We start from the raw sequence: 21,165 nt of genomic DNA on the forward strand, positions 1-21,165 counted from the left end.
CCTTCTCCGGCAGCGTCCCCTGGCGCCAATCCAGGCCCGTGACGTGGCTCGTCGTGACCGCGGTGGCCCTGCTGCTGGCAGTGGCCGCCGCGGCCGCGGTGAATGCATGGCGCAGTTTGGGAGCGCCCTTCCCCGGGCTCTTCGTGGATCCGTACGCGGACTTTTCCAACGTCTCCATGCCGTCCTGGGCACAGGAGGAACTGCCGCTCAAGTATCCCGACCGGCTCGTCGCCATCGCAGGCCAGTCATTGCCGCGCGATCTGCCCTTCCCGTCCCAGGCCGCCGCCGCGCGCATGGCCGCTCTCGCGCGAGACGGGGCCACGGAAGCACGGCTCACCTTCGCCACATCAGAAGGACCGCGCGAAGTACAACGCCCCCTGCTGAAGCTGGGCACCAACGAGGTGGGCTTCTTCTTCGGCTTCTACGCCGTGGTGGCGCTCTTCCTCCTCTGGACAGGCGGCGTGGTGCTGATGATGGCGGGACACCGCCCGGGCGCACGCGCCTACGCCGCGTGGACGGTGGGCGCGTACCTGCTATTCCTGACGTTCTACGACTACCACACGACGGCGGAGCTCCCCGCGGCCTTCTCCCTGGGCGGCGTGGGCTTCGACCTGGGATTTCTGTGGCTGGCCTATGCCTTCCCAGAGCCCCCGAAGCGCGGGCGCGTGGTGCTGCGCACGGTGCTGCTGGTGGTGACGTTTTGGGGCGTGGGTGCCGCGGTGTGGATGGTGGTCGCGCCATGGCTGGGACATGACGCGTCCACCACGCGCCAGGTGGTGGGACAGGGCGTCCCGGCCAGCATGGCCGTGCTGCTGCTCTCCATCGTGCTGCGCCTGGGCCGGGGCAGCGGGCGCGAGCGGGCCGAGCTGCTGTCCGCCGCCTGGGGACTGGCCGCCGCGCCCGCGACGCTGGCCGTAGGCTTCTTCGTGGCGCTCGCGTCCGGCAGCGGCGTGGTGCACCTGTTCGTGCCCTTCGTCATTCCGCTGCTGCCGCTGTCCATCGGCTTCGCACTGGTACGCCACAACATCCTGGAGACGGACGTGGTGCTGTCGCGCCGGCTGCTAGCCGGGCCCATCGCATTGGCCTCGCTGGGTGGCGCACTCCTCGCATGGCTCGCGCTTCGGCTGCTGGTGCGCGAGGGCGTAGAGACATGGCTCCCCACGCTGCTCTCCGTCCCCGTGCTGGTGGGCGGGCTCATGGCCTGCAACCGCTTGACGCTGTGGCTGTTCTTCCCCGCCGCGTCTCAATTCCGCCCCAGCATCGAGCAACTCAGCGACCAACTCTCCAGCCTCCACGAATTGCCCGCCATCCGTCAGGCCGTGGAGGCGGTCGTGTCCCGCTGGTTGCCCACCAGCGGCCCCGTGCGCGTGCTGGAGGCGCGAGAGCTGACGTCGGTCCCCCACCTCCCCGAGGACGCGCTGGAGCGGCTCAACACGGGCCAGCACGTGTGGACGTTGGAGACGCCGTGGCAGCGACTGCTCGTGGTGCCCATGCGTTCCCTGGGGCGGCTGCGCGGCGTGCTGCTGCTGCCCCCCAAGCACCAGGCCGCCCTCTACACCAGCGAGGACCTCACGCTGCTGGCCACCATCGCGAGCCTGGGCGCGGTGTCGCTGCACCACGCCGAAGCGCTGAAGGAGCTGGAGGCCCTGCGGCGCAGTGACGTGGAGGCCACGCGCGACGAGAAACGGTTCACGCTCGGCCTGTTGGGCGCCGAGCTCTCACACGAGATCGCCTATCCGCTGAACTTCTTCCGCTACCTGCTCAAGCGCAGCGGCAAGGGCCACACGTTGGAGCCCCAGGACGTGGAGATTGGCAGCGAGGAGGTGGCGCGGCTGGAGCGGATGCTCGTCACGCTGCGCAAGCTGAAGTCTCCCGCGCCACAGCTCGCGTCGGTGGCGCTGGTGGGTCCGCTCAAGCGCGCGCTGGAGTTGATCCGCGAGCCCGTGGAGGAAAAGCGGCTCTCCGTGTCCGTGGAGGTGCCGGACGACCTGGTGGTGCTGGCGGATCCGGACATGGTGCTCCAGGTGTTCGCCAACCTGCTGCGCAACGGGGCGCAGGCGGCGGACCCCGGGGGGCGTCTCGGCGTGAGCGCCTCGCTGGCGGACGGGGGCATCCAGTTGAACTGCTGGGACTCAGGGCCTGGAGTGCCCGAGCCGCTGCGCGACAGCATCTGGAATCCGTGGGTGACGACCAAGGAGGGCGGCTCCGGGCTGGGGCTGGCCATCACCCAACGGCTGGTGAGCAGCCTGGGGTGGCGCATCAGCCTGGAGCGGACGGAGGAGCGCACCTGCTTCTGCATCCACGTGCCGGAGCGTGCGCGCCTCACGTCTCCGGCGTTGAACTCCACCGCCGCGAGCGCCTGAAAAACGAAAAAGGCCGGCTGCCACAGGGGCAACCGGCCTTTTTCTTCTTGGAGCCGACATCCGGATTTGAACCGGAGACCTACTGATTACGAATCAGTTGCTCTACCAACTGAGCTATGTCGGCGCACCGAAGGCGGCGCGTAAGTACCATCCGCATTCGGACCCGGCAAGGAGTTTCTCCGGGGTTTTTCAAGGCCCCGCCTCCACGCCCGCTTCTACCCCCCAGAAGCCCTGACATGGATGACACGGCGCATCCGTTGAGGTGACACACCGCGTCGGCTAAGCCCGCGACTTTTCTCCCTAATTTGGAGAAATGGCCCGGCGCCAGACTGGTTGAATCCCCGTGGCGCCTGTGCTCATAAGGGCGCCGCTTTCCCCAGTGGCCCCCATCCGGGTGGGCCCTCAAGGAGCACGTTCCATCATGGCCAGCGAAGAGACTTTCATGCGCGCCCCGGCCCCTACGCCCAAGCGCACCATCTACACGGAGGCGATGGAGATCTTCCACTTCGCGGCGGATCTCATCGGCCTGGACAAGCGGGTGCGTCTGGAGCTCGAAGAGCCCGACTACGAGCACATCTTCTACGTCACCGCGAAGCTCAAGGACCGGCTCGTGCCGCTGTCCGCCGAGGGGGCGAAGTCCTTCGCCGACCTGAATGTCACCCAGGTGCGCAACCCCGAAGGCCTGGAGCGCCTGGCCAACGGCAACATCATCCTGAACGGCCGCGCCCTGCTGGGCTCGGACGTGGCCATCCGCCACGGCCACCTGCGGCTGCCGGACGGGCTGGTGTACCAGCTGGTCCCCGGTGAGTCGCAGCGCTTCAAGGCCTACCGCGTCCAGCACAACCAGGCCCGTGGCCCCTACAAGGGCGGCCTGCGCTACCACCGCGAGGTGTCCCTGGACCTCTTCAAGGCCCTGGCCGCGGAGATGACCTGGAAGACGGCCATCGCGGAGGTGCCCTTCGGCGGCGGCAAGGGCGGCATCCAGCTGGATCCGCGCGAGTACGGCCGCGAGGAGATCGAGGCCATCACCCTGCGCTTCATGTACCGGCTCAAGAGCCTCATCGGGCCGAACATCGACATCCCGGCGCCGGACGTGGGCACCAACCCGGAGATCATGGCGCTGCTGTACCGCCAGTTCTCCGACGGTGAGCGCGAGCGCCACAACCTGCGCGGCATCGTCACCGGCAAGGACGTGCGCATCGGCGGTTCGGAAGGCCGCGGCAAGGCCACCGGCCAGGGCGTCGCGTTCTGCATCGAGGACTACTACGCCGACCGCGGCGAGAGCGTGAAGGGCAAGACCTTCGTCCTCCAGGGCTTCGGCAACGTGGGCAGCCACGCCGCCAACATCCTGTCGAACATGGGCGCGCGCCTGCTCGCGGTGAACGACGCCGACGGCTCCATCTTCAACGGCGACGGCATCGACGTGAACGCGCTGTCCGCGTACGTGTCGGATCCCAAGAACCTCAAGCGCTCCGTCGTGGGCTTCCCCGGCGCCCAGCGCATCGAGAAGAAGGACCTCTGGGACGTGCAGGCGGACATCCTCGTCCCTGCCGCGCTCGGGGGGGAGATCACCGCGGACATCGCGGAGCGCCTCAAGGTCAAGCTCATCGCGGAAGGCGCCAACGGCCCCACCACTCCGGAGGCCGACCGCGTGCTGCAGAAGCGCGGCATCGAGCTCATCCCGGACATCATCGCCAACGCCGGCGGCGTGACGGTGTCCTACTACGAGTGGATCCAGAACAAGCGCATGGAGCGCTGGAGCGAGGCGGAGGTCGATCAGCGCCTCGAGCGCGCCATGAAGCGCAACTACCGCATCATCCGGGACATCTCGCGCAACCAGCCGCGCAAGACGGAGATGCACGACAGCCGCCCGTACTGCATCGGGAAGCCGGTGGACAGCCGCTGCGCCGCCATGATCCTGGCGCTCAAGCGCATCGAGGCCCACTACCTGCTGGAAGGCTTCTCGCAGTAACCGGCGCCGCCGATTCCCGCGTCGCCCCCCGGGGCACGGTGTCTTCCCTCTCAACAGGGGAAGGGCCGTGCCCCGTGGTGTTTCAGTGCATCACCCGCTCGCGGTCCACCAGGAGCAGCGGCGCGTCATCCAGGGTCTCGTAGGCCACGATGCGCAGCCCCACGCCGCGGCTGTTGCCGGGACGCCCGTCCTTGCGGCCAAAGGCCAGCGCCACCTGGTAGCGGACCTCGCACAGGCACGTCATCTCCGTGCCGTCCTCGCCCGCGAACGTCACCTTCAGCTTCTCGCCCAGCCCCAGCGAGTCGCGCACCTCGATGAACATGCCCCGCGCGCTGATGTTGCGGCCGATGCCCCGCATCATCCCGTCCTGGGTGGACAGGTACACGGTGAAGATCTTGTCGAAGCGCAGGTGGGAGCGGCGTTCCTGGGGCTGCGTGTTCATGCGGGGAGGGCTCCGAGACAGGTGGGGACAGGGGCAAACTACACGGTAGCCAGATGTAGGCAAATAATCACCTACATCCACCCTGACGCACCGTGACTCACCCTGTTCCGGTTCACGGGAAAGCGCTGCCCCCGGCGCGGCGGGAGTGGCACCATCCCCAGGCTGTCCTTCCCCCCTTTTTTCCGGAGTTTCCCGCCGTGAATCGCATCCTGGCCGCCGCCTTCGCCCTCCTTGTGCCCACGCTCGCCCTGGCCGACGTCGACTCGCGCTTCGCGAAGCTGCGTGACGAGTCCGAGCCCCTGGGGGGGCTGGGGGCCTTCCTGGAGAAGTACGTGGGCGAGTGTGACGGGGCGCTCGTGGACCCGCAGTGCAAGCAGCAGGCGGAGGCCTTCCGCAAGAAGTACACGGGCAAGCGCCTGTACATGATCGTCACCGAGGACGACGCAGGCATGCTGTCCCCCGGCGACTTCAACCCCGGCAATAACGAGTACACCATCAACATCACGCCCTTCTTCTCGGGCGGGAAGTACGGCCTGTGCCACGGCGCTCCGAAGAAGACGGACGCGCAGGGCAACCCGGTGATGAACTACCTCACGGTGAGCGGCACGGCGCCGGACATGTGGAACGGCGGCACCTTCCAGCGCGTCTTCAGCACCCGGGGCGTGCGCGCGCAGGTCGTCTTCACGCCGCAGTCGGTGTGGACGCTGCCCAAGAAGGGCGGCGGGAAGAACTACGGCGTCAACGCCCGCATCGAGGCCATCCTCGTCACCGAGGGCCGCACCGGCAACCAGATGGGGCTGTGGATCAACGGCAAGGACGCCGCGAAGTAGCGCCGGCGCGTTCTCAGCGGGCGATGGCGATGTACTGGAGCGCGTCGCCCCGCTGGACGCGCAGGAGGATGCTGGCCCCGGCGCTACCCCGCTCCAGGGCGGCCTTCACCCCGGCGGCATCCTTCACGCGGCGGCGGTTCACCTCCATGACGACGTCGCCCGCGCGCAGTCCGGCCTGCTCCGCCGGGCTGCGCGGCACCACGCCGGACACGAGCGCGCCCAGGAAGGCCTCGTAGCCCAGGGGCGCGGCCACCTCTGGCGTCAGGTCCCGCAGCACCAGCCCCAGGTCATTCGCGCTGCTGCCGCCCCGGTTGGAGAGCCCCTCCGTGGCCTCCTGCGCGGGCCGGGCCACGAGCCGCACCGCCACCTCCTGGGTGCCGCCGTCGCGCAGCAGCGTCAGCTTCGCCTCCGTGCCCGGGGCCAGGAGCGCCACCTTGCGCAAGAGCTGGAGGTAGCTGCCAATGGGCCGCCCGTTCACCGCCACCAGCCGGTCCCCGGGGCGGATGCGCGCCTGGGCGGCGGGGCTGCCGCGGTAGACGTCCTTCACCACCGGCGCCGTGGCGGTGGCGTCCGCGCCGTCCTCGTTGATGACGACGCCCAGCCAGCCGCGCTCCAGCTTCCCGTTCTCCCGCAGGTTGGGCAGCAGGTCCTTCACCAGGTTGATGGGCACCGCGAAGCCGATGCCCTGCCCTTCGCTGATGATGGCGGTGTTCACGCCAATCACCTCGCCCTTCATGTTGAAGAGCGGGCCGCCGGAGTTGCCGGGGTTGATGAGCGCGTCCGTCTGGATGAAGTCGTCGAACTGGCCCACGCCCAGCACGCGCTCCTTCGCCGAAATCATCCCGTGCGCCACCGAGTGGTCCAGGCCGAACGGGTTGCCGATGGCCACCACCCAGTCCCCCACCTCCAGCGCGTCCGAGTCCCCCAGGAACACCGCGGGCAGCGTCCCCAGCCCGGCGCCGTTCAGCCGCAGGAGCGCCACGTCCGTGGACGCGTCGCGGCCCACCACCTCCGCGGGGAACTCGCGGCCGTCCGCCAGGCGCACGGACACCTGCTGCACGGGCACCTCGCGGGGGCCGTCCTTGCCCGGCGTGACGCCGGAGCCGGTGGGGTACACCGCCGGCCCTTGAGCGTTGGCCACCACGTGGTTGTTGGTGACGACGAGCCCGTCGGGCGTCAGCACGAAGCCGGAGCCGGTGGAGCGCTTCACCGCGCCCGCCACCGCGCCGGGCCCCACCGTGGTGATGTTCACCACGCCCGCCTCCACCGCGCGGATCAGCGGCGCCAGCGACGTGGGGGGCGTGAAGCGCGGCAGGCCCGCGTAGCCTGCGGGGCGCTCGCGCCACAGCGAGGACACGCCCGCGATGGCCGGGGCGTCCACCGTCGCGGGCGCCGGAGAGGCGAAGTAGGCCAGGTGCTCGCGCACCCGGGCCTGGAGCCAGGGCTTGAGCGGATCCTCGGCGGCTCCCGCCACCGAGGCGAGCGCCACCGCGCAAAGGACGCTGAACAGTCGGACGGACACGGGGTGGCAGCTTACACGGCGGGCCATGGCGTCAGGGCCCAACAGACCGGTGGCCGCCCCCCTTCCCGGCCCGCTCAGGCCTGGGCCGGGGCCACGTACCGGGCCACCTTCACCCGGGCGGGGCGGATGACGCGGTCCTTCAGGCGGTAGCCCGCTCGGAACTCGGCGACGACCTTCTGGTCATCCGCGGGGACGGGCGTCACCTCCATGTCCGCCGCCTCGGCGAGGTTCGGATCATACGGGCGCCCCACCACCTGGATGCGCTCGATGCCGGTGGCCTGGGCCTTGGACAGCAGGCTGTCGCGGATCATCCGCACGCCCTGGACCACCGGGGAGGAGTCCTGCTGGCTGGCGTTGAGCACCAGGTCCAGCTCGTCGATGGCCTCCAGCAGCGTGCGGGCCACGTTGCCGCGCTCCACGTCGAGCATGCGCTCGCGCTCGCGGGTGATGCGCTGCTTGAACTCCTCGCGGTCCTTGGTCAGGTCCTGGAGCCCCCGGGCCAGCTCGTTCACCCGGCGGCGCGCCGCCTCCAGCTCCGCCTGGAGCCGCGCCACCTCGCCATCCTGGGCGGCGTCGGCCTGCGTGTCATCGGCCGCCTCCACCTGGGTGTCAGCGGGGGGCTGCGTCTCCGGGGTCTCGTCGCTGCGGGGATTGCCGTCCATTGTCGAACCTGCGCCAGGGGTTGGAAGAAGCGAACCTCGATGAGCGGCGCGAACGTAACCGCGAGGACGGTCCTGTCAACGCGCCTAATGGTTGGACGGGGCCTGGGGCGGCGCTTCCGCCATGAAGCCGTGATCCACCTGCCCGGTCACCTCGTCGATGATCTCCACCTGCGCGGCGCGAAGGGAGTAGTAGAGGAGCCACCGCTCGGCGGCCGTCAGCGTCCCCGCGGGGAGCGCCTCCTCGATCTCCTGCACCGTGAGCCGGCCGTCCTTCAGGCCCTTGGCGAACAACGCTTTCCGCGCGACGTAGCTCTTTCCAATCCGGTTCTCCACGGCGACGCCTCCTTGTCGTTGGAAAGTAATTTCGCCCACCGGTCACCGCAGGCTGGCGGTGGATCCGGTGGGCGAAGGGCTGCCCGGAGGGCAGGCAGGCAAGAACTAGGAGTCGAGCTTGCCTTCAGCGTGCTGCGTGGGCGGCACGTTCGGCTCGGACTCCGTGCCCCCCACGGGGTGCGCGGAGATGACCGTGCGCGCTTCCGGGTGGAGCAGGCCGCGCTGCGCCAGCACCTTGGGCCCCAGGATGGTGATCATCGCCTCCTCCTCGATGACCTCCGTCGCCAACAGCCGCGCCGCCAGGGCCTCCACCTTCTCACGGTTCGTGTGGAGGACCTCCCGGGCGCGGTCCAGCGCCTCGGCGACCATCTTGCGGACCTCGTCGTCGATCATCCGCGCCGTCTGCTCGGAGTAGCTGCGAGTCTCCGGCATGCCCGCGGACCGCAGGAAGCCGGGCCCCTGCTCACCGCTCAGCGCCACCGGCCCCAGCGTGCTCATGCCGTAGTCGCGGACCATCATCTTGGCGATCTCCGTCGCCTGCTTGATGTCGTTGGACGCGCCGGTGGACACCTCGCCGATGAAGATCTCCTCCGCCGCGCGGCCGCCCATCATGCCGGCCATCTTGTCGCGCAGCTCGTCGAAGGACATGAGGTAGCGGTCCTCCAGCGGCAGCGACATGGTGTAGCCCAGCGCCGCCAGGCCGCGCGGGATGATGGACACCTTCGTCACTCGCTCCGCGTAGGGCAGCATCCAGCCCACCACCGCGTGGCCCGCCTCGTGGTGCGCGACGATCTCCTTCTCGCGCTCGTTCATGCGGCGGTTCTTCTTCTCCAGGCCCGCCACCACGCGCTCGATGGCCTCCTCGAAGTCCGCCCGCATCACCGCGTCGCGGTTCTTGCGCGCGGCGAGCAGCGCCGCCTCGTTCACCACGTTGGCCAGGTCCGCGCCGGCGAAGCCCGGCGTTCGGCTGGCAATCACCTTGAGGTCCACGTCCTGGGCCAGCTTCACGCCCTTGGCGTGGATCTCCAGCACCCGCTCGCGGCCGCGCTTGTCCGGGCGGTCCACCAGCACCTGCCGGTCGAAGCGGCCCGGGCGCATCAGCGCGCTGTCCAAAATCTCCGGGCGGTTCGTCGCCGCCAGGATGATGAGGCCCGCGCGGCTGTCGAAGCCGTCCATCTCCGCGAGCAGCTGGTTGAGCGTCTGCTCGCGCTCGTCATGGCCGCCGGCCACGCCCGAGTTGCGGCTCTTGCCGATGGCGTCCAGTTCGTCGATGAAGATGATGCACGGCGCCTTCGCGGTGGCCTGGGCGAAGAGGTCGCGGACGCGGGCCGCGCCCACGCCGACGAACATCTCCACGAACTCCGAACCGGAGAGGTTGAAGAAGGGCACGCCCGCTTCACCCGCGACGGCCCGCGCCAGCAGCGTCTTGCCCGTGCCCGGAGGGCCCACGAGCAGCACGCCCTTGGGGATGCGGCCGCCCAGGCGGCGGAACTTCTCCGGCGTCTTGAGGAACTCGACGATCTCGCGCAGCTCGTCCACGGCCTCGTCCACGCCGGCCACGTCCTTGAAGCCCACGCCGGTGTCGGCCTCCGCCTGCACCTTCGCGCGCGTCTTGCCAAAGGACATGACGCTCTGCGGGCCCTGACCCATGCCGCCGGACATCCGGCGCATCATGAAGCTCCAGAAGAGGATGAGCAGGCCCATCGGGATGAGCCAGATCCACAGCACCTCGCTGAAGCTGGACTGGGGCACGGCCTCGAACTGGATGCCCTTCTGCTCCAGGAGCGGCACCAGGCCCTCGTCACCGGGGACGCGGTAGGCCATCCACGGCAGGGCGGAAGGCTCGCTGCGCAGCGTGCCGCGCTCCCCCGGAGGAGGCTGGGCATTGTCCTTGAGGAAGCCCTTCACCCACTCGTTTGAAATCTGGACACGGCTGAACTGGTTGTTCTCCACCGCGTCGCGCAGTTGGCTGTACGACACCCGGCGCACGCCCGCGTCCTGAAACACGTTCCGGAACAGCAGGAACCCCAGGACGAGCAGGAGGATGTAGCCCAGTGGTGAGCCGAACTTGAACCCACCTTTCGTGGGTGTTGGCTTGTCGCTCTTCTTTCCGCGCGGGCCCATCCCCGGCGGCAGGTCCTGTGGCTTCATCGTCGGCACGCTCGCCCTCCCCCTCCCCCGTGCATTCGACACCATGTCGGATGACGGTTCCCTCAGCCGGCCAAAGATGGTCACCACCGCCAAGCCGTCAACCGCAGGGCGTGATCGGATGACGACGAACGGGGTCGGGACTGTCCGATCAGCGGCAGTCGACGCGGACCAGGGGCTCGCCCGCGAACTCACTGCCCAACAGGTAGCCGCGGCCGTCCTGGAGGAACGTCACGGCCTCGGATTGGGCCTGGCTGGCGCCGGGGACCTCCACCACCTGCGCCTTCACGAAGTCCTCCAGCCGCTTCGCGTCCGGGCGGCGCAGCTCCCACACGCGGGTGTACGTGCGCACCAGCAGGCGCTCGCCGGAGGGGTGCAGGGCGGCGGCGGTGGACAGGCGGTCCACGTCATCCGGCACGCGCAGGGTGCCCAGCTTGCGAGCCTTGCCCGTGGCGCCGGGCTTCAGCCCCTCCACCGCGTACAGGTCGCCCAGGGACACGCGCGTCTTGGTGAGGATCCCCACCTGCCCGGAGCGGGCATCCACGATGAGCGACTCGGCGTCATGGGCGCCGTCCTCGTAGGTGAAGGGCAGCGTCTCCACCGCGACCGAGGCGTTCTCGACGGAGGCGGGCTCGGGCAGCCGGAACAGGCGCACCTCCTTGCGCCGCTCGAAGTTGTCGCCGGTGTCCGCCAGGAAGATGCAGGACGCGTTGCCCCCGGGCGCGCACGGGCCCACGGCGATGTCCTCGATGTCGCGGGGGTCCGCGCCGGTGAGGCTCAGCGTGGCCTTCACCGCGCCCGTCTCGTCCAGGGCGAACAGCTCGAAGGCGTTGTTGGAGTCGTTGTGTCCCCAGAAGATGCCCGGGTGGCGCTGGCTGGCGGCCAGGCCGGACAGCTCCGGGACCTGTCGGGGCACGGTGCCCGTCTGGCGGCCGTCCGTGTAGAGCAGGCAGCCCTCCATCCCCGTCGCTGGCACCTGCTGCATGCCGGCGTCCGGAGCGCTGGCGCCCGTGGGGGCGGGGCGGGAGCTGGAGCAGGCGGCGGACAAGAGGAGGCCCGCGGCGGCGGCGAGGCGCGTGGAGGGGCGCATGGTCAGTGGTCCAGGTCCAGCAGCCGGGCCAGGGTCTTCGCGTCCGCGTCGGGGAAGCGGTATTGGCCCATCTCCTCCAGCGCCACCCAGCGGTGGTCATGCACGCGCAGGTGGTGGATCTCCGCGTCCGGGTCGCTCAGGCGGCAGCGGAACACGCGGAAGTCGATGTCGTAGGTCGGGTACTCGTGGTGGGTGTGCATGACCTGCTCGAGCACCACGATGCGGACCCCCATCTCCTCCTGCAGCTCGCGGGCGAGCGCCGCCGTGTCCTGCTCCCCCTCCTCCACCCGGCCGCCCGGGAACTCCCACAGCAGGGGCAGCGACGCGGTGGGAGGACGCTGGGTGATGAGGTAGCGACCCATCTCGTTCTGGAGCATCGCGCCGACGACTCGCACGTGACGACGGGTCATTCACTTCTCCTCGATTGGGGTCCCAAAGATGGACGACAGGGTGCGGCGGCGTAACACAGCCCCTGTCCCGCGCCAATGCGCAAGGCCCCACCTGGCCAGCAGCGTGCGCATGCCCGGGACGCGAGGCCACCCCACCCGGCCCCGCCGTCCGGGGGTGGGTCAACGGGATTCTCGGGCGGGCCCGGACGGGCCTCGGGTCACCTGGAACCGGGGGAGGGCGGGCTGTTGGGGACTTCACGTCCCGGGGAGGCGCTCCCTGGCCGGGCCACCGTCCATGAGGGGTGCGTGTGGGATTCAAGTGACGCGCGGGCCGGATGGCGCCATGCTCGGGGGATGACACAGAGTCGGAGAGAGCGGGCCGAAGCGCTTGGCGCCGCGCTGAAGGCAGCGCGGCAGCAGGCGGGGCTCTCCATGGAGGAAGTCGCGGAGCATCTGGAACTGGGCGTGGAAGTCCTGGCCCGCGTCGAGCGAGGGGTGATGGTCCCCACCATCCCCACGCTGAGCCGGTTGTGCGCCCTGATGAAGCTGGACCCGGACAGTCTGCCGGACCTCCCGGAGCTGAGTGATTGACGCGTCTGGCGGGCCCCTCCCCGGCCCGCCGGCGCGTCGCCCGTCTCCTCAGGCCAGCCGCCCCACCAGGTGCGGCTTCCCCTCCTCCGACAGCACCCGGAACGCCACGCCCGCGGACTCGCGAGCCGTCTGGAACGTCACCCGGGACGGAAGGAGGAGGGGCTTCTTGAAGTCGCAATCCAGCGAGAGCGCGTCCGCATGGGCCGCTTCGCCCAGCTCCGCCACGCAGCGCGCGAGCGTCCACATGCCGTGCGCGATGGCGCGAGGGAAGCCGAAGGGCTTCGCGGTGACGGCGGTGAGGTGGATGGGGTTGAAGTCGCCGGAGGCCCGCGCATAGCGGCGCCCGGTGTCCGCGGGGATGCTCCAGGGCGCGGGGCGGCTGGACGCGAAGCGCGTGTCCTCCGGCGGAGGGGCCTTGCGCGCGCCGTCCTTGTCCTTCCGCTCGGCATCGCGGCGCAGCATGGTGCTGACGGCCTGCCACAGCAGCTCGCCGGTCTCCTGGGCTTCGACGCGAGTCTCGATGTCGAACTCATCGCCGGCGGGCGCTTCGCGCCGGGCTTCGAAGCGGCAGGCCACGGTGAGCGCGGTGGTGTCCGGCACGCGGCGGTGCTGCTGGATGCGGTTGCGCACGTGCACCATGCCCACGGCGGAGTACGGGAAGTCGGGCAGCCCCAGCAGCTCCATGTGCAGCGGCGTGGCCAGCACCTGCGGGTACGGGAGCGGCAGAAAGCCGTCGGCGTCGAAGCCGCACGCGGTCCGGTAGCGCTCCAGCAGCACGGGCGTCGCGCGGCAGCCATGCGCCCGCAGCGTCAGGGCCGGCAGCGTGGCGCTGCCCCGGGACTTCCCGAAGGGATTCGCCGCGCGCAGGAGCGTGGCGGGCATCGACGGGAGCGAGTGCAGGTCGAGGATGGGAGCGGACATGCGGAGGATTCTCCGACACCCGCTCCCGCCGCGCGCGGGATTTGTGAGCCCTCGCCCGGCGTCAGCTCTTGAGGCCGTGCCGGCGCAGGAGCCGGTACAGGTAGACGCGGTCCATGTCCGCCGCGGCGGCGGCCTGGGATACCTTGCCTCCGTGCAGCTTGAGGAGCGCTTCGACGTAGTCGTGCTCGAAGGCCTCCAGCGCCCGGCGGCGCGACTCCGCGTACGTCAGCGAGGCATCCACCGCGCGAGGGGCCGTGGAGGCCAGGGCATTCACGGCATCCGGCGACGTGGGCGGCAGCGCGCTCTGGAAGACGAGGCAGCGCTCCAGGTGGTTGCGCAACTCGCGCACGTTGCCCGGCCAGGCGGCGCGCTGGAGGCGCGTGAGGAAGTCCGGCGTGGTGAGCCTCGCGAGCTGTTCGGGCGTGGCGCCCAGCCCCGCGAGGATGCGCTCGACGATGAGCGGGATGTCCTCCGTGCGCTCGCGCAGCGACGGCAACGGGATGCCCACCACCGCGAGGCGGAAGTACAGGTCCGCGCGGAAGCGGCCCTCCTGGACCTCCGTGCGCAGGTCGCGGTGCGTGGCCGCGATGACGCGCACGTTGACCGGTTGGTACGTGTTGGAGCCCAGGCGGCGGATCTCCCGGTTCTCCAGCACGCGCAGCAACTTCGGCTGGAGCTCGGCGGGGAGCTCGCCAATCTCGTCCAGGAAGATGGTGCCTCCGTCGGCCTCCTCGAAGGCGCCCACGCGCCGCTGGATGGCGCCGGTGAAGGCCCCCTTCTCGTGACCGAACAGCTCGCTCTCCAGGAGGTTGGCCGGGAGCGCGCCGCAGTCCACGACGAGGAACGGCGCGTTCGCGCGAGCCCCGGCGCGGTGGATGGCGAGCGCCGCGCGGCTCTTGCCCGTGCCCGTCTCCCCTTCCAGCAGCACCGTGGCGTCGCATGCCGCCGCGCGCGCCATGCGCTCGAAGCTGGCCCTCGCCGTGGCGGACGTGGCGACCAGCTCTCCGAAGGTCGCCTGCTGCTGCGTCCCCGGTGCGAGCGACTCCCCGCGCTCCGGAGCCACCTGCATCCGGAGCGCGCGCTTCGCCTCGTCGCGGTTCAACGGCGCGGGAGCGACCGTCTCGTCCCGCGCGGGCGGATATCCCCCCGTGGATCCGCTCCGCCCCCGGGCCCGCGACTGGCGCCACCGGACCCCGTCCACGTAGGTCCCTGGACGTTCATCCTGGGCCCGCGCGCGCCCCCCCTTCTGCTCCGACTTCATCTCGCAGTGGAAACGCGTCACGGCGGACTCCTCGCTCGGCAGGTTCATTGAGGAAACGGTTCCCCCCTGGGACCGATGACGGATGGTGGACCGCGCTCAGTAGGCGCGGAGGATCTTCAGGCGCCAGCCCTGCGGCCACAGCGAGTCGTAGGAGCCGCGGTAGCCGCTGTAGTCGGAGCCGTACAACTGGAGCTCGCCCGCGGTGCCAGGCCGCCACACCGCCGTGTAGTAGGTCTGCCCGTTCACCAGGTACGGCTCCAGCAGCTTCAGGCGCCAGCCCTGCGGCCACAGCGAGTCATACGTCGCGCGGTAGGACGCGTACGTGGCGCCGTACACCTGCACCTCGCCCTCGGTGCTGGGGCGCCACACCGCCGTGTAATAGGTCAGCCCGTTCACCACGTACGGCTGCAACAGCTTCAGGCGCCAGCCCTGCGGCCACAGCGAGTCGTACGTCGAGCGGTACGACGCATAACTCGCGCCGTAGATTTGAATCTCCCCTTCGGTGCTCGGGCGCCAGACGGCCGTGTAATACGTCTGCCCGTTCACCACGTACGGCTGGAGGATCTTCAGGCGCCAGCCCTGCGGCCACAGCTCGTCGTACTTCGCGCGGAAGGCGGTGTACGTGGCGCCGTAGAGCTGGATCTCGCCTTCGGTGCTCGGACGCCAGACGGCGTTGTAGAGCACCTGCGTGCCCACCACGTACGGCTGCAGCGTGTGCAGGCGCCAGCCCTGCGACCAGAGCTGATCATACTTCTCGCGGTAGTCCGCGTAGGTGCGGGCGTAGGCCTGGATCTCCGACTGCGTGCTCGGCTCCCACACCGCCGTGAAGGTGCCCGGCAGGTTGGGCACGCCCACGTCCGTGTACTGGGTGATGCGGCACGCGGCCGTGTTGGGCAGCGGCACCTCGTTGCGGCGCAGCGCGCAGGCGCGGAGCTCGGCGGCGGCCGCGGCGTTGTCCGGGTTGTAGTAGGTGGAGCCCGGCGTCATCCAGATGGGCGACGAGGGCGAGTGCGGGTTCTTCGCCACCTCCGACGTCGCGGTGGCGCGGATGCCCAGGTCCAGCGCCACGCCGTCGTCGTAGCCCAGCTGGTTGTTCGTGCCCATGCGGTGGCAGCCCAGGCACACGTTGCCAGCGACCTCCACCTTGTAGGCCTTCCACGTCGCGAAGTCGGCGCCGATGAAGCGGTACGGCTGGTCGCGGTTGAAGCCGTAGTCGCCCGCGCCCGGCAGCTTGTTCACGCCCGTCACCTGCGTCAGGTACGGCGAGCGGATGAGCGCCCCGTTGTCATGGCAGCGCACGCAGCGGATGGACGCCGTGTCCGCGGGCGTCTTCCAGCTCCACGCACCCGTGCCCTTGGAGGGCGCCTTCACGTCCGCGCCGTAGAGCGTGCCCAGCGCCTGGTAGAAGCAGGTGGCGCCGTTCTTCTTGTTCGTCTGGATGACGGCGATGTCGCCGTAGTAGTTCGCCGCGTTCCCCTGCTTGCGGCAGTGCGCGACGATGGACACGTCCGCCGTGTCCTTCAGCACCTGGAAGCGGCTGCCCGGGTCGCACTGCTCGTTGAGCCGGTTGGGCCGGTCACACTTGCCGTTGACGTGGTTCGTCGTGGGCACGAGCGTGCCCAGCTCGCAGTTGAAGTCCGGCACCGTGGCGCCGATGGCCGCGTCGCACTTGGCCGCGTACTGCTCCAGCGTGTCCGACAGCGCCGACGTCTGCTGTGCAAGGACGGGCTCGCCGGAGGACGACACGAGCCGGTGCTCGGCGTTCACTCCGGTGCCTTCACCACACGCACCCAGTCCGACCGTGGCGGCCAGGCCCAGCAGGGCCCACGCCGCACGCAACGAAGTCTTCATGACGAATGCCTCTCTTGCTTCCCTGGAGACACGGCGACGACGCGCGCGTGGAGGCATGCCGTCTCCGTCAGCCGACGGACGGACCTGTGACCCGGGACCCCTCCCAGGCGTGTTCCAGCACCCCTCGTGGGCCTTTACGCCGGGGCTTCTGGATATTCCCGGACATTTCCCGGGGCATTTCGCGGAGCGGTCAGCGGACGGTGAGGTCGACCACGAAGCCGGCGGCAGCGTCTCCCTCGCGGGAGGCCTCGATGACGTCGGGGCGCTCGTCGCCCACCCACAGGCCCAGCACGTCGTACACCAGCCACTGCGCCAGGGACCGGGAGGCCCCCTGCGCGGCCTCGCGCGGTACGCCGGACAGGGCGCCCTGGGTCTCCATCGAGGCCCGGGCCAGCCGGGCCGGCATCACCCACAGCTCCGGGCGCACGAAGGCGGGTACCAGGAAGAGGCAGAACGCGGCCTCCGTGCGGGAGAGCAGCGCGTCCAGGCGCTCGCGGCCCAGGCGGAACGTGGGCAGCCACTGCCCCTCTCCGCGCTGCTCCAGCTTCGCCACCGGCACGCGGACGACCCGGCGTGTGCGCACGAAGCCCTCGCGCTCCACGGACACGATGAAGGCGATCTCCGACGCGGCCTCCGGAGAAGGCTCCGGGTGGCGGTGCACCGTCATGGACAGCGACAGCGGCGACGCCACCAGTGACCCCAGCGCCGCCTGCACATGCGCCAGCTCCGAGCGCAGCCCTTCGAGCAGCCCCGCGACCAGCTCCGGCGTCTCGTCTCGGAAGCGCTGGAGATGGCGCTGGGCGGCCTCCGCCTCCACGCGTCCCACCGCGCCCACGAGCACGTCCTCCAGGTCGCGGTCCCGCAGCCAGGTGCGTCCCCCCAGGGGCACCGCGCGCGTCACGTGCAGGTGGCGCAGGGAGGCCGTCAGCGTCGAGGGCTCGGAAGCCTCGGAGGGAGGTGCGTGCTTGTCCTGCCCTGCTCCGGCCTGGAGGTAGGACTGGAGCGAGCGGGCACGGAAGCGGGCCCGCGGAGACGGATGCTCCAGCATCTTGCGCACCAGCCGCCGATCCGTGGCGTTGCGGACGAGCGACAGCGTGGCCAGCTCCGCCTCCGACGAGGCCTCATCGGGTGCGCACCACAGGAGGAACTCGATGGCCGCCTTGCGCAGCACGGGCTTGCGGCCCATGCGCCAGGTCACCTCCTTGCGCCAGGCGACCAGGCCATCCAGACCGGGCCGCGCGGGCGTGCGGAAGCGCGGCCACATCTCCGCGCACTCCTCCGCCAGCCACACCAGGTGCGTGAAGCCGGGCAGCGACTCCAGCTTCGCGCGGGCGCGGGTGCGCCGCTCGAACGCCTCCGGCACGCCACGCCGCACGGAGGCGCGGAACAGGCGCTCCTCCAGCCACAGGAGCGTGAGCGCCAGCGCGGGCTCGGCCTTGCGCATCGTGCCCTGGCAGTGGTCGAGCACGAAGCGCGCGTGGCCCAGGTCGGCGGCGGTCTCGAAGTCGCTCTGCACGAGCGCGCCCAGTGCGCCGCGCAGGCCGTCCACCGGGGGCGCGTCAAAGAGCGTGAGCAGGTCGCAGAGGTTCTCCACCACCGCGGGCGGTCCGCCCACCTCCACGGTGCGCGCCAGCAGGAGCCCCGCGCGCGAGCACCAGTCCGGCTCCTTGCGCCCATTGGGGTAGCACGCGAGGAAGCCACGCATGCCGCTGCGGCCGTCCGGCGACGTGGCCAGCGCGAAGAGGCGCTCACCCAGCACCTCACTCGCCTCACGCCACGGGATGCGCGCGGCGCGCGTGCGGATGAAGTCGGTGAGCTTGTCGCGGCCCCCGTCGCGGGTGTCGGGGAGCAGCGAGCGCAGCTGCTCCAGCAGGTCCACGGACTTCGCGCCCGTGCCCATGACGTACTTGAGGTCCACCTCCACCGAGTCCTGGAAGCGCAGCGCGCGGCCGTCGTAGGTGCAGGGCACGTCGCGCACCAGCGTCGACAGCGCCTCCGGGTGGCGCTTGAGGTGGCGCGTGAGCACCGTGGAGATGGTGAGGGTGCTCTCCCGCTGGATGCGCTCGGCGCTCTCCGTGTCGCCCGCCTCGCGAAGTGCCGCCACCGCCGCGTCACGCCTCGCGATCAACTGCTTCAAGAGCCCCGCGCGCGGCTCTTCGTAGGGCCAGAGCAGCTCGCTGAGCGACGCCAGGAGGAAGAGGAGCTCGGCAGGGGTGCGCTCGCCCGGAGACAGCCGCTCCCACGCGGCGGCCTGGGCACGCGTGCGCTCCTCCAGTGAAGCCCCGCGCACCCAGCGGGCGAAGTCCTCTCGCCACTCCGCGCTCGACGCCACGGCCTCTTGCGGCGGCGTCGCGGAGACGCGCGCATGGAGGGCCTGGAGCGGCTCCGGCCAGGAGGAGGCTTCAACCGACGGCATGAGGCTCACCCGGACCTCGGAGCGCCGGCGGGCGCCAGGGCCGTGGGCTCGGGGCTGGGGGCCACGGTGATGATCACGGACTTCGACGTGGGCGTGCGGCTCTTCTCCGCGAAGCTGCCCACCGGCACCAGCACGTTCGCTTCCGGGAAGTACGTCGCCGCGCACTGGCGCGGGATGTTGTACGGCACCACCAGGAACTCGCGCGCCACCCGCGTCTCTCCCTGGAAGTGGCTGGTGAGGTCCACCTTCTGCCCCGCCGTCAGCCCTCGCGCCTTCACGTCCTCCGGGTGCAGGAACACCACGCGCCGCCCCTGGTGGATGCCCCGGTAGCGGTCGTCCAGTCCGTACACGGTGGTGTTGTACTGATCATGCGAGCGCAGCGTCATCATCATGAGCTGCCCGGGCTCCAGCCGGTGGCGCGGCATCAGGTGCACCGTGAAGTGCGCCTTGCCGTCCTTCGTCGTGAAGCGGCCCTCGCGCGGACCGTTGGGCAGCGCGAACCCGCCGGGCTGGTGCACGCGGCGGTTGAAGTCCTCGAAGCCCGGGATGCAGCGCTGGATCAGCTCGCGGACCCGGTCGTAGTCCTCCACCAGCGACATCCACGACACCTTCGAGCGCGCCCCCAGCACCGCTTGCGCCAGCCGGGCCACGATGACGGGCTCGCTGAGCAGGTGCTCGGACGCGGGGGCCACGGCGCCGCGCGATGCGTGCACCATCCCCATCGAGTCCTCCACCGTCACGAACTGCCGCCCCGACGCCTGCACGTCGTGCTCGGTCCGCCCCAGGCACGGGAGGATGAGCGCGCGCCGGCCATGCACCAGATGCGCGCGGTTGAGCTTCGTGGACACGTGCACCGTGAGCCGCGCGCGCCGGAGTGCTTGCGCGGTGAACTCCGTGTCGGGCGTGGCGGACAGGAAGTTGCCGCCCATGGCGAAGAACACCTTCACGCGCCCGTCGTGCAGCGCCTGGAGCGTCCCCACCGTGTCCAGGCCGGTGTGGCGCGGCGGCGCGAAGCCGAACTCCTTCGACAGCGCGTCCATGAACTCGGGCTTCGCGTGCTCCCAGATGCCCATGGTGCGGTCGCCCTGCACGTTGCTGTGACCGCGCACCGGGCACACGCCCGCGCCCTGCTTGCCGATGCTGCCGCGCAGGAGCGTGAGGTTCACGATCTCCTGCACGTTGCCCACCGCGTTCTTGTGCTGCGTGAGCCCCATGGCCCAGCAGAAGATGGTGCGCTCCGAACGCGCCAGGATGTCCGCGGCCTCTTCAATCTGCTCGCGAGGCACCCCGCTCTCTTCCACCACGTCGTCCCAGGACACCGTGGCCAGGTGCGCCACGTACGCGTCGAAGCCCGCCGTCCTGCCCTCGACGAAGGCCCGGTCCACCACCGTGCCCGGGGCCTTCGCCTCGCGGTCCAGCAGCGCCTTGCCCAGGCCCTGGAGGAGCGCCACGTCGCCGTTGATGCGCACCTGGAGGAACAGCTTGTTCAGCGCCGTGCCCGGGCCGAACAGGTGCAGCACCTCCTGCGGGTGCTTGAAGCGGTTGAGCCCCGTCTCCGGCAGCGGGTTGACGCTGACGATTTCACAGCCCCGGCGCGCGGCGGCCTGGAGCGCCGTCAGCATGCGCGGGTGGTTGGTGCCCGGGTTCTGCCCGATGACGAAGATGGCCTGCGCGTGGTCGAAGTCCTCCAGCGTCACCGACCCCTTGCCAATGCCAATCGTCTCCGACAGCCCCGTGCCGCTCGACTCGTGGCACATGTTCGAGCAGTCCGGCAGGTTGTTGGTGCCGAACTGCCGCACGAACAACTGGTAGAGGAACGCGGCCTCGTTGCTCGTGCGGCCGGACGTGTAGAAGGCCGCCTCGTCCGGTGAGCCCAGCGCGTTCAACTCCTCCGCCACCAGCGCGAAGGCGTCATCCCAGGAGAGGGGCTCGTAGTGCGCCGAGCCCTCGCGCAGCACCATGGGGTGCGTCAGCCGGCCCGCCTTGCCCAGCCACAGGTCGGACTGCTCCGCGAGCCGCGCCACGCTCCACTCACGGAAGAACTCCGGCGTCGCGCGCTCCTGCGTGCCCTCCTCCGCCAGCGCCTTCGCGCCGTTCTCGCAGTACTCCTGCACGGACCGGTGGGAGGGGTCCGGCCACGCGCAGCCCGGACAGTCGAAGCCGTCCTGCTGGTTGACCTTCCAGATGAGCTTGCCGCCGCGCCACGGGCCCGCCTCTCCCAGCACGTGCTTGAACGCGCTCAGCACCGCCGGCACGCCGCCTGCCACCGTCTTCACCGGCCCCACGTCCGGAGCCCGGTTCTCCAACGGAGGCTGGGCCGCCGGCACCGCCAACGCGCTCCCCTTCCCGTCCTGTCCCTGATCCATGTCCCACC

The 21,165-nt window shown here is 70.5% G+C and carries 16 protein-coding genes and 1 tRNA gene; 4 read left to right on the forward strand and 13 right to left on the reverse strand.

Annotated features, from left to right (window positions below; all coding sequences use genetic code 11):
• The first annotated feature begins 38 nt into the window (after window positions 1-38).
• The gene (locus JYJ93_RS40840) at window positions 39-2,363 is read left to right on the forward strand and encodes a HAMP domain-containing sensor histidine kinase (protein WP_206795386.1); all 2,325 of its coding nucleotides are present in this window, start codon (window positions 39-41) and stop codon (window positions 2,361-2,363) included.
• A 48-nt stretch (window positions 2,364-2,411) separates the two neighbouring features.
• Here the strand turns inward: JYJ93_RS40840 and JYJ93_RS25130 are convergent.
• Window positions 2,412-2,487: transfer RNA gene (locus JYJ93_RS25130), tRNA-Thr, on the reverse strand.
• 297 nt (window positions 2,488-2,784) lie between these two features.
• On the opposite strand from JYJ93_RS25130, the gene JYJ93_RS25135 reads away from it, so the two are divergent.
• Window positions 2,785-4,335, forward strand: a complete 1,551-nt coding sequence (locus JYJ93_RS25135; protein ID WP_206795388.1) for a Glu/Leu/Phe/Val dehydrogenase — start codon at window positions 2,785-2,787, stop codon at window positions 4,333-4,335.
• Between the two features lie 82 nt (window positions 4,336-4,417).
• Here the strand turns inward: JYJ93_RS25135 and JYJ93_RS25140 are convergent, their stop codons facing one another.
• Window positions 4,418-4,777, reverse strand: a complete 360-nt coding sequence (locus tag JYJ93_RS25140) for a PilZ domain-containing protein (protein ID WP_120549467.1) — start codon at window positions 4,775-4,777, stop codon at window positions 4,418-4,420.
• 197 nt (window positions 4,778-4,974) lie between these two features.
• Between JYJ93_RS25140 and JYJ93_RS25145 the strand changes: the two genes are divergently transcribed.
• Window positions 4,975-5,607, forward strand: coding sequence for a DUF6066 family protein (locus JYJ93_RS25145; RefSeq protein ID WP_206795390.1), 633 nt, complete (start codon window positions 4,975-4,977; stop codon window positions 5,605-5,607).
• A gap of 13 nt (window positions 5,608-5,620) precedes the next feature.
• On the opposite strand, the gene JYJ93_RS25150 is transcribed toward JYJ93_RS25145, so the two are convergent.
• From JYJ93_RS25150 to JYJ93_RS25175, 6 genes are all read right to left on the reverse strand, one after another.
• Window positions 5,621-7,156, reverse strand: a complete 1,536-nt coding sequence (locus JYJ93_RS25150) for a trypsin-like peptidase domain-containing protein (RefSeq protein ID WP_206795392.1) — start codon at window positions 7,154-7,156, stop codon at window positions 5,621-5,623.
• 47 nt (window positions 7,157-7,203) lie between these two features.
• Window positions 7,204-7,791 carry a nucleotide exchange factor GrpE gene (locus JYJ93_RS25155; RefSeq protein ID WP_206795394.1) on the reverse strand — a complete coding sequence of 196 codons (588 nt, stop codon included), beginning with the start codon at window positions 7,789-7,791 and terminating at the stop codon, window positions 7,204-7,206.
• An 84-nt stretch (window positions 7,792-7,875) separates the two neighbouring features.
• Window positions 7,876-8,124 carry an RNA polymerase sigma factor region1.1 domain-containing protein gene (locus JYJ93_RS25160; RefSeq protein ID WP_014396380.1) on the reverse strand — a complete coding sequence of 83 codons (249 nt, stop codon included), beginning with the start codon at window positions 8,122-8,124 and terminating at the stop codon, window positions 7,876-7,878.
• A 105-nt stretch (window positions 8,125-8,229) separates the two neighbouring features.
• Window positions 8,230-10,248, reverse strand: a complete 2,019-nt coding sequence (gene ftsH, locus JYJ93_RS25165) for an ATP-dependent zinc metalloprotease FtsH (protein WP_206800459.1) — start codon at window positions 10,246-10,248, stop codon at window positions 8,230-8,232.
• A 175-nt stretch (window positions 10,249-10,423) separates the two neighbouring features.
• Window positions 10,424-11,362, reverse strand: coding sequence for a hypothetical protein (locus JYJ93_RS25170; RefSeq protein WP_206795396.1), 939 nt, complete (start codon window positions 11,360-11,362; stop codon window positions 10,424-10,426).
• Window positions 11,363-11,364: 2 nt separating this feature from the next.
• Window positions 11,365-11,772, reverse strand: a complete 408-nt coding sequence (locus JYJ93_RS25175; RefSeq protein ID WP_206795398.1) for a (deoxy)nucleoside triphosphate pyrophosphohydrolase — start codon at window positions 11,770-11,772, stop codon at window positions 11,365-11,367.
• A 333-nt stretch (window positions 11,773-12,105) separates the two neighbouring features.
• Between JYJ93_RS25175 and JYJ93_RS25180 the strand changes: the two genes are divergently transcribed.
• Window positions 12,106-12,342: a helix-turn-helix transcriptional regulator gene (locus JYJ93_RS25180; RefSeq protein WP_043321491.1), complete on the forward strand. Its 237-nt coding sequence runs from the start codon at window positions 12,106-12,108 to the stop codon at window positions 12,340-12,342.
• Window positions 12,343-12,390: 48 nt separating this feature from the next.
• Here the strand turns inward: JYJ93_RS25180 and JYJ93_RS25185 are convergent, their stop codons facing one another.
• The 5 genes from JYJ93_RS25185 to JYJ93_RS25205 form a co-directional block, all read right to left on the reverse strand.
• Window positions 12,391-13,263: a MaoC/PaaZ C-terminal domain-containing protein gene (locus JYJ93_RS25185; RefSeq protein WP_206795400.1), complete on the reverse strand. Its 873-nt coding sequence runs from the start codon at window positions 13,261-13,263 to the stop codon at window positions 12,391-12,393.
• Between the two features lie 61 nt (window positions 13,264-13,324).
• The gene (locus JYJ93_RS25190) at window positions 13,325-14,572 is read right to left on the reverse strand and encodes a sigma-54 dependent transcriptional regulator (RefSeq protein ID WP_206795402.1); all 1,248 of its coding nucleotides are present in this window, start codon (window positions 14,570-14,572) and stop codon (window positions 13,325-13,327) included.
• A 48-nt stretch (window positions 14,573-14,620) separates the two neighbouring features.
• The gene (locus tag JYJ93_RS25195; RefSeq protein WP_206795404.1) at window positions 14,621-16,375 is read right to left on the reverse strand and encodes a hypothetical protein; all 1,755 of its coding nucleotides are present in this window, start codon (window positions 16,373-16,375) and stop codon (window positions 14,621-14,623) included.
• Window positions 16,376-16,565: 190 nt separating this feature from the next.
• Complete coding sequence (locus tag JYJ93_RS25200) at window positions 16,566-18,791, reverse strand: hypothetical protein (RefSeq protein ID WP_206795405.1); 2,226 nt, start codon at window positions 18,789-18,791, stop codon at window positions 16,566-16,568.
• Between the two features lie 5 nt (window positions 18,792-18,796).
• The gene (locus tag JYJ93_RS25205) at window positions 18,797-21,157 is read right to left on the reverse strand and encodes an FdhF/YdeP family oxidoreductase (RefSeq protein ID WP_242543926.1); all 2,361 of its coding nucleotides are present in this window, start codon (window positions 21,155-21,157) and stop codon (window positions 18,797-18,799) included.
• Between the last annotated feature and the right edge of the window lie 8 nt (window positions 21,158-21,165).

Origin of the sequence: Corallococcus sp. NCSPR001 (genome assembly GCF_017309135.1) — a bacterium.
Classification (GTDB): domain Bacteria; phylum Myxococcota; class Myxococcia; order Myxococcales; family Myxococcaceae; genus Corallococcus.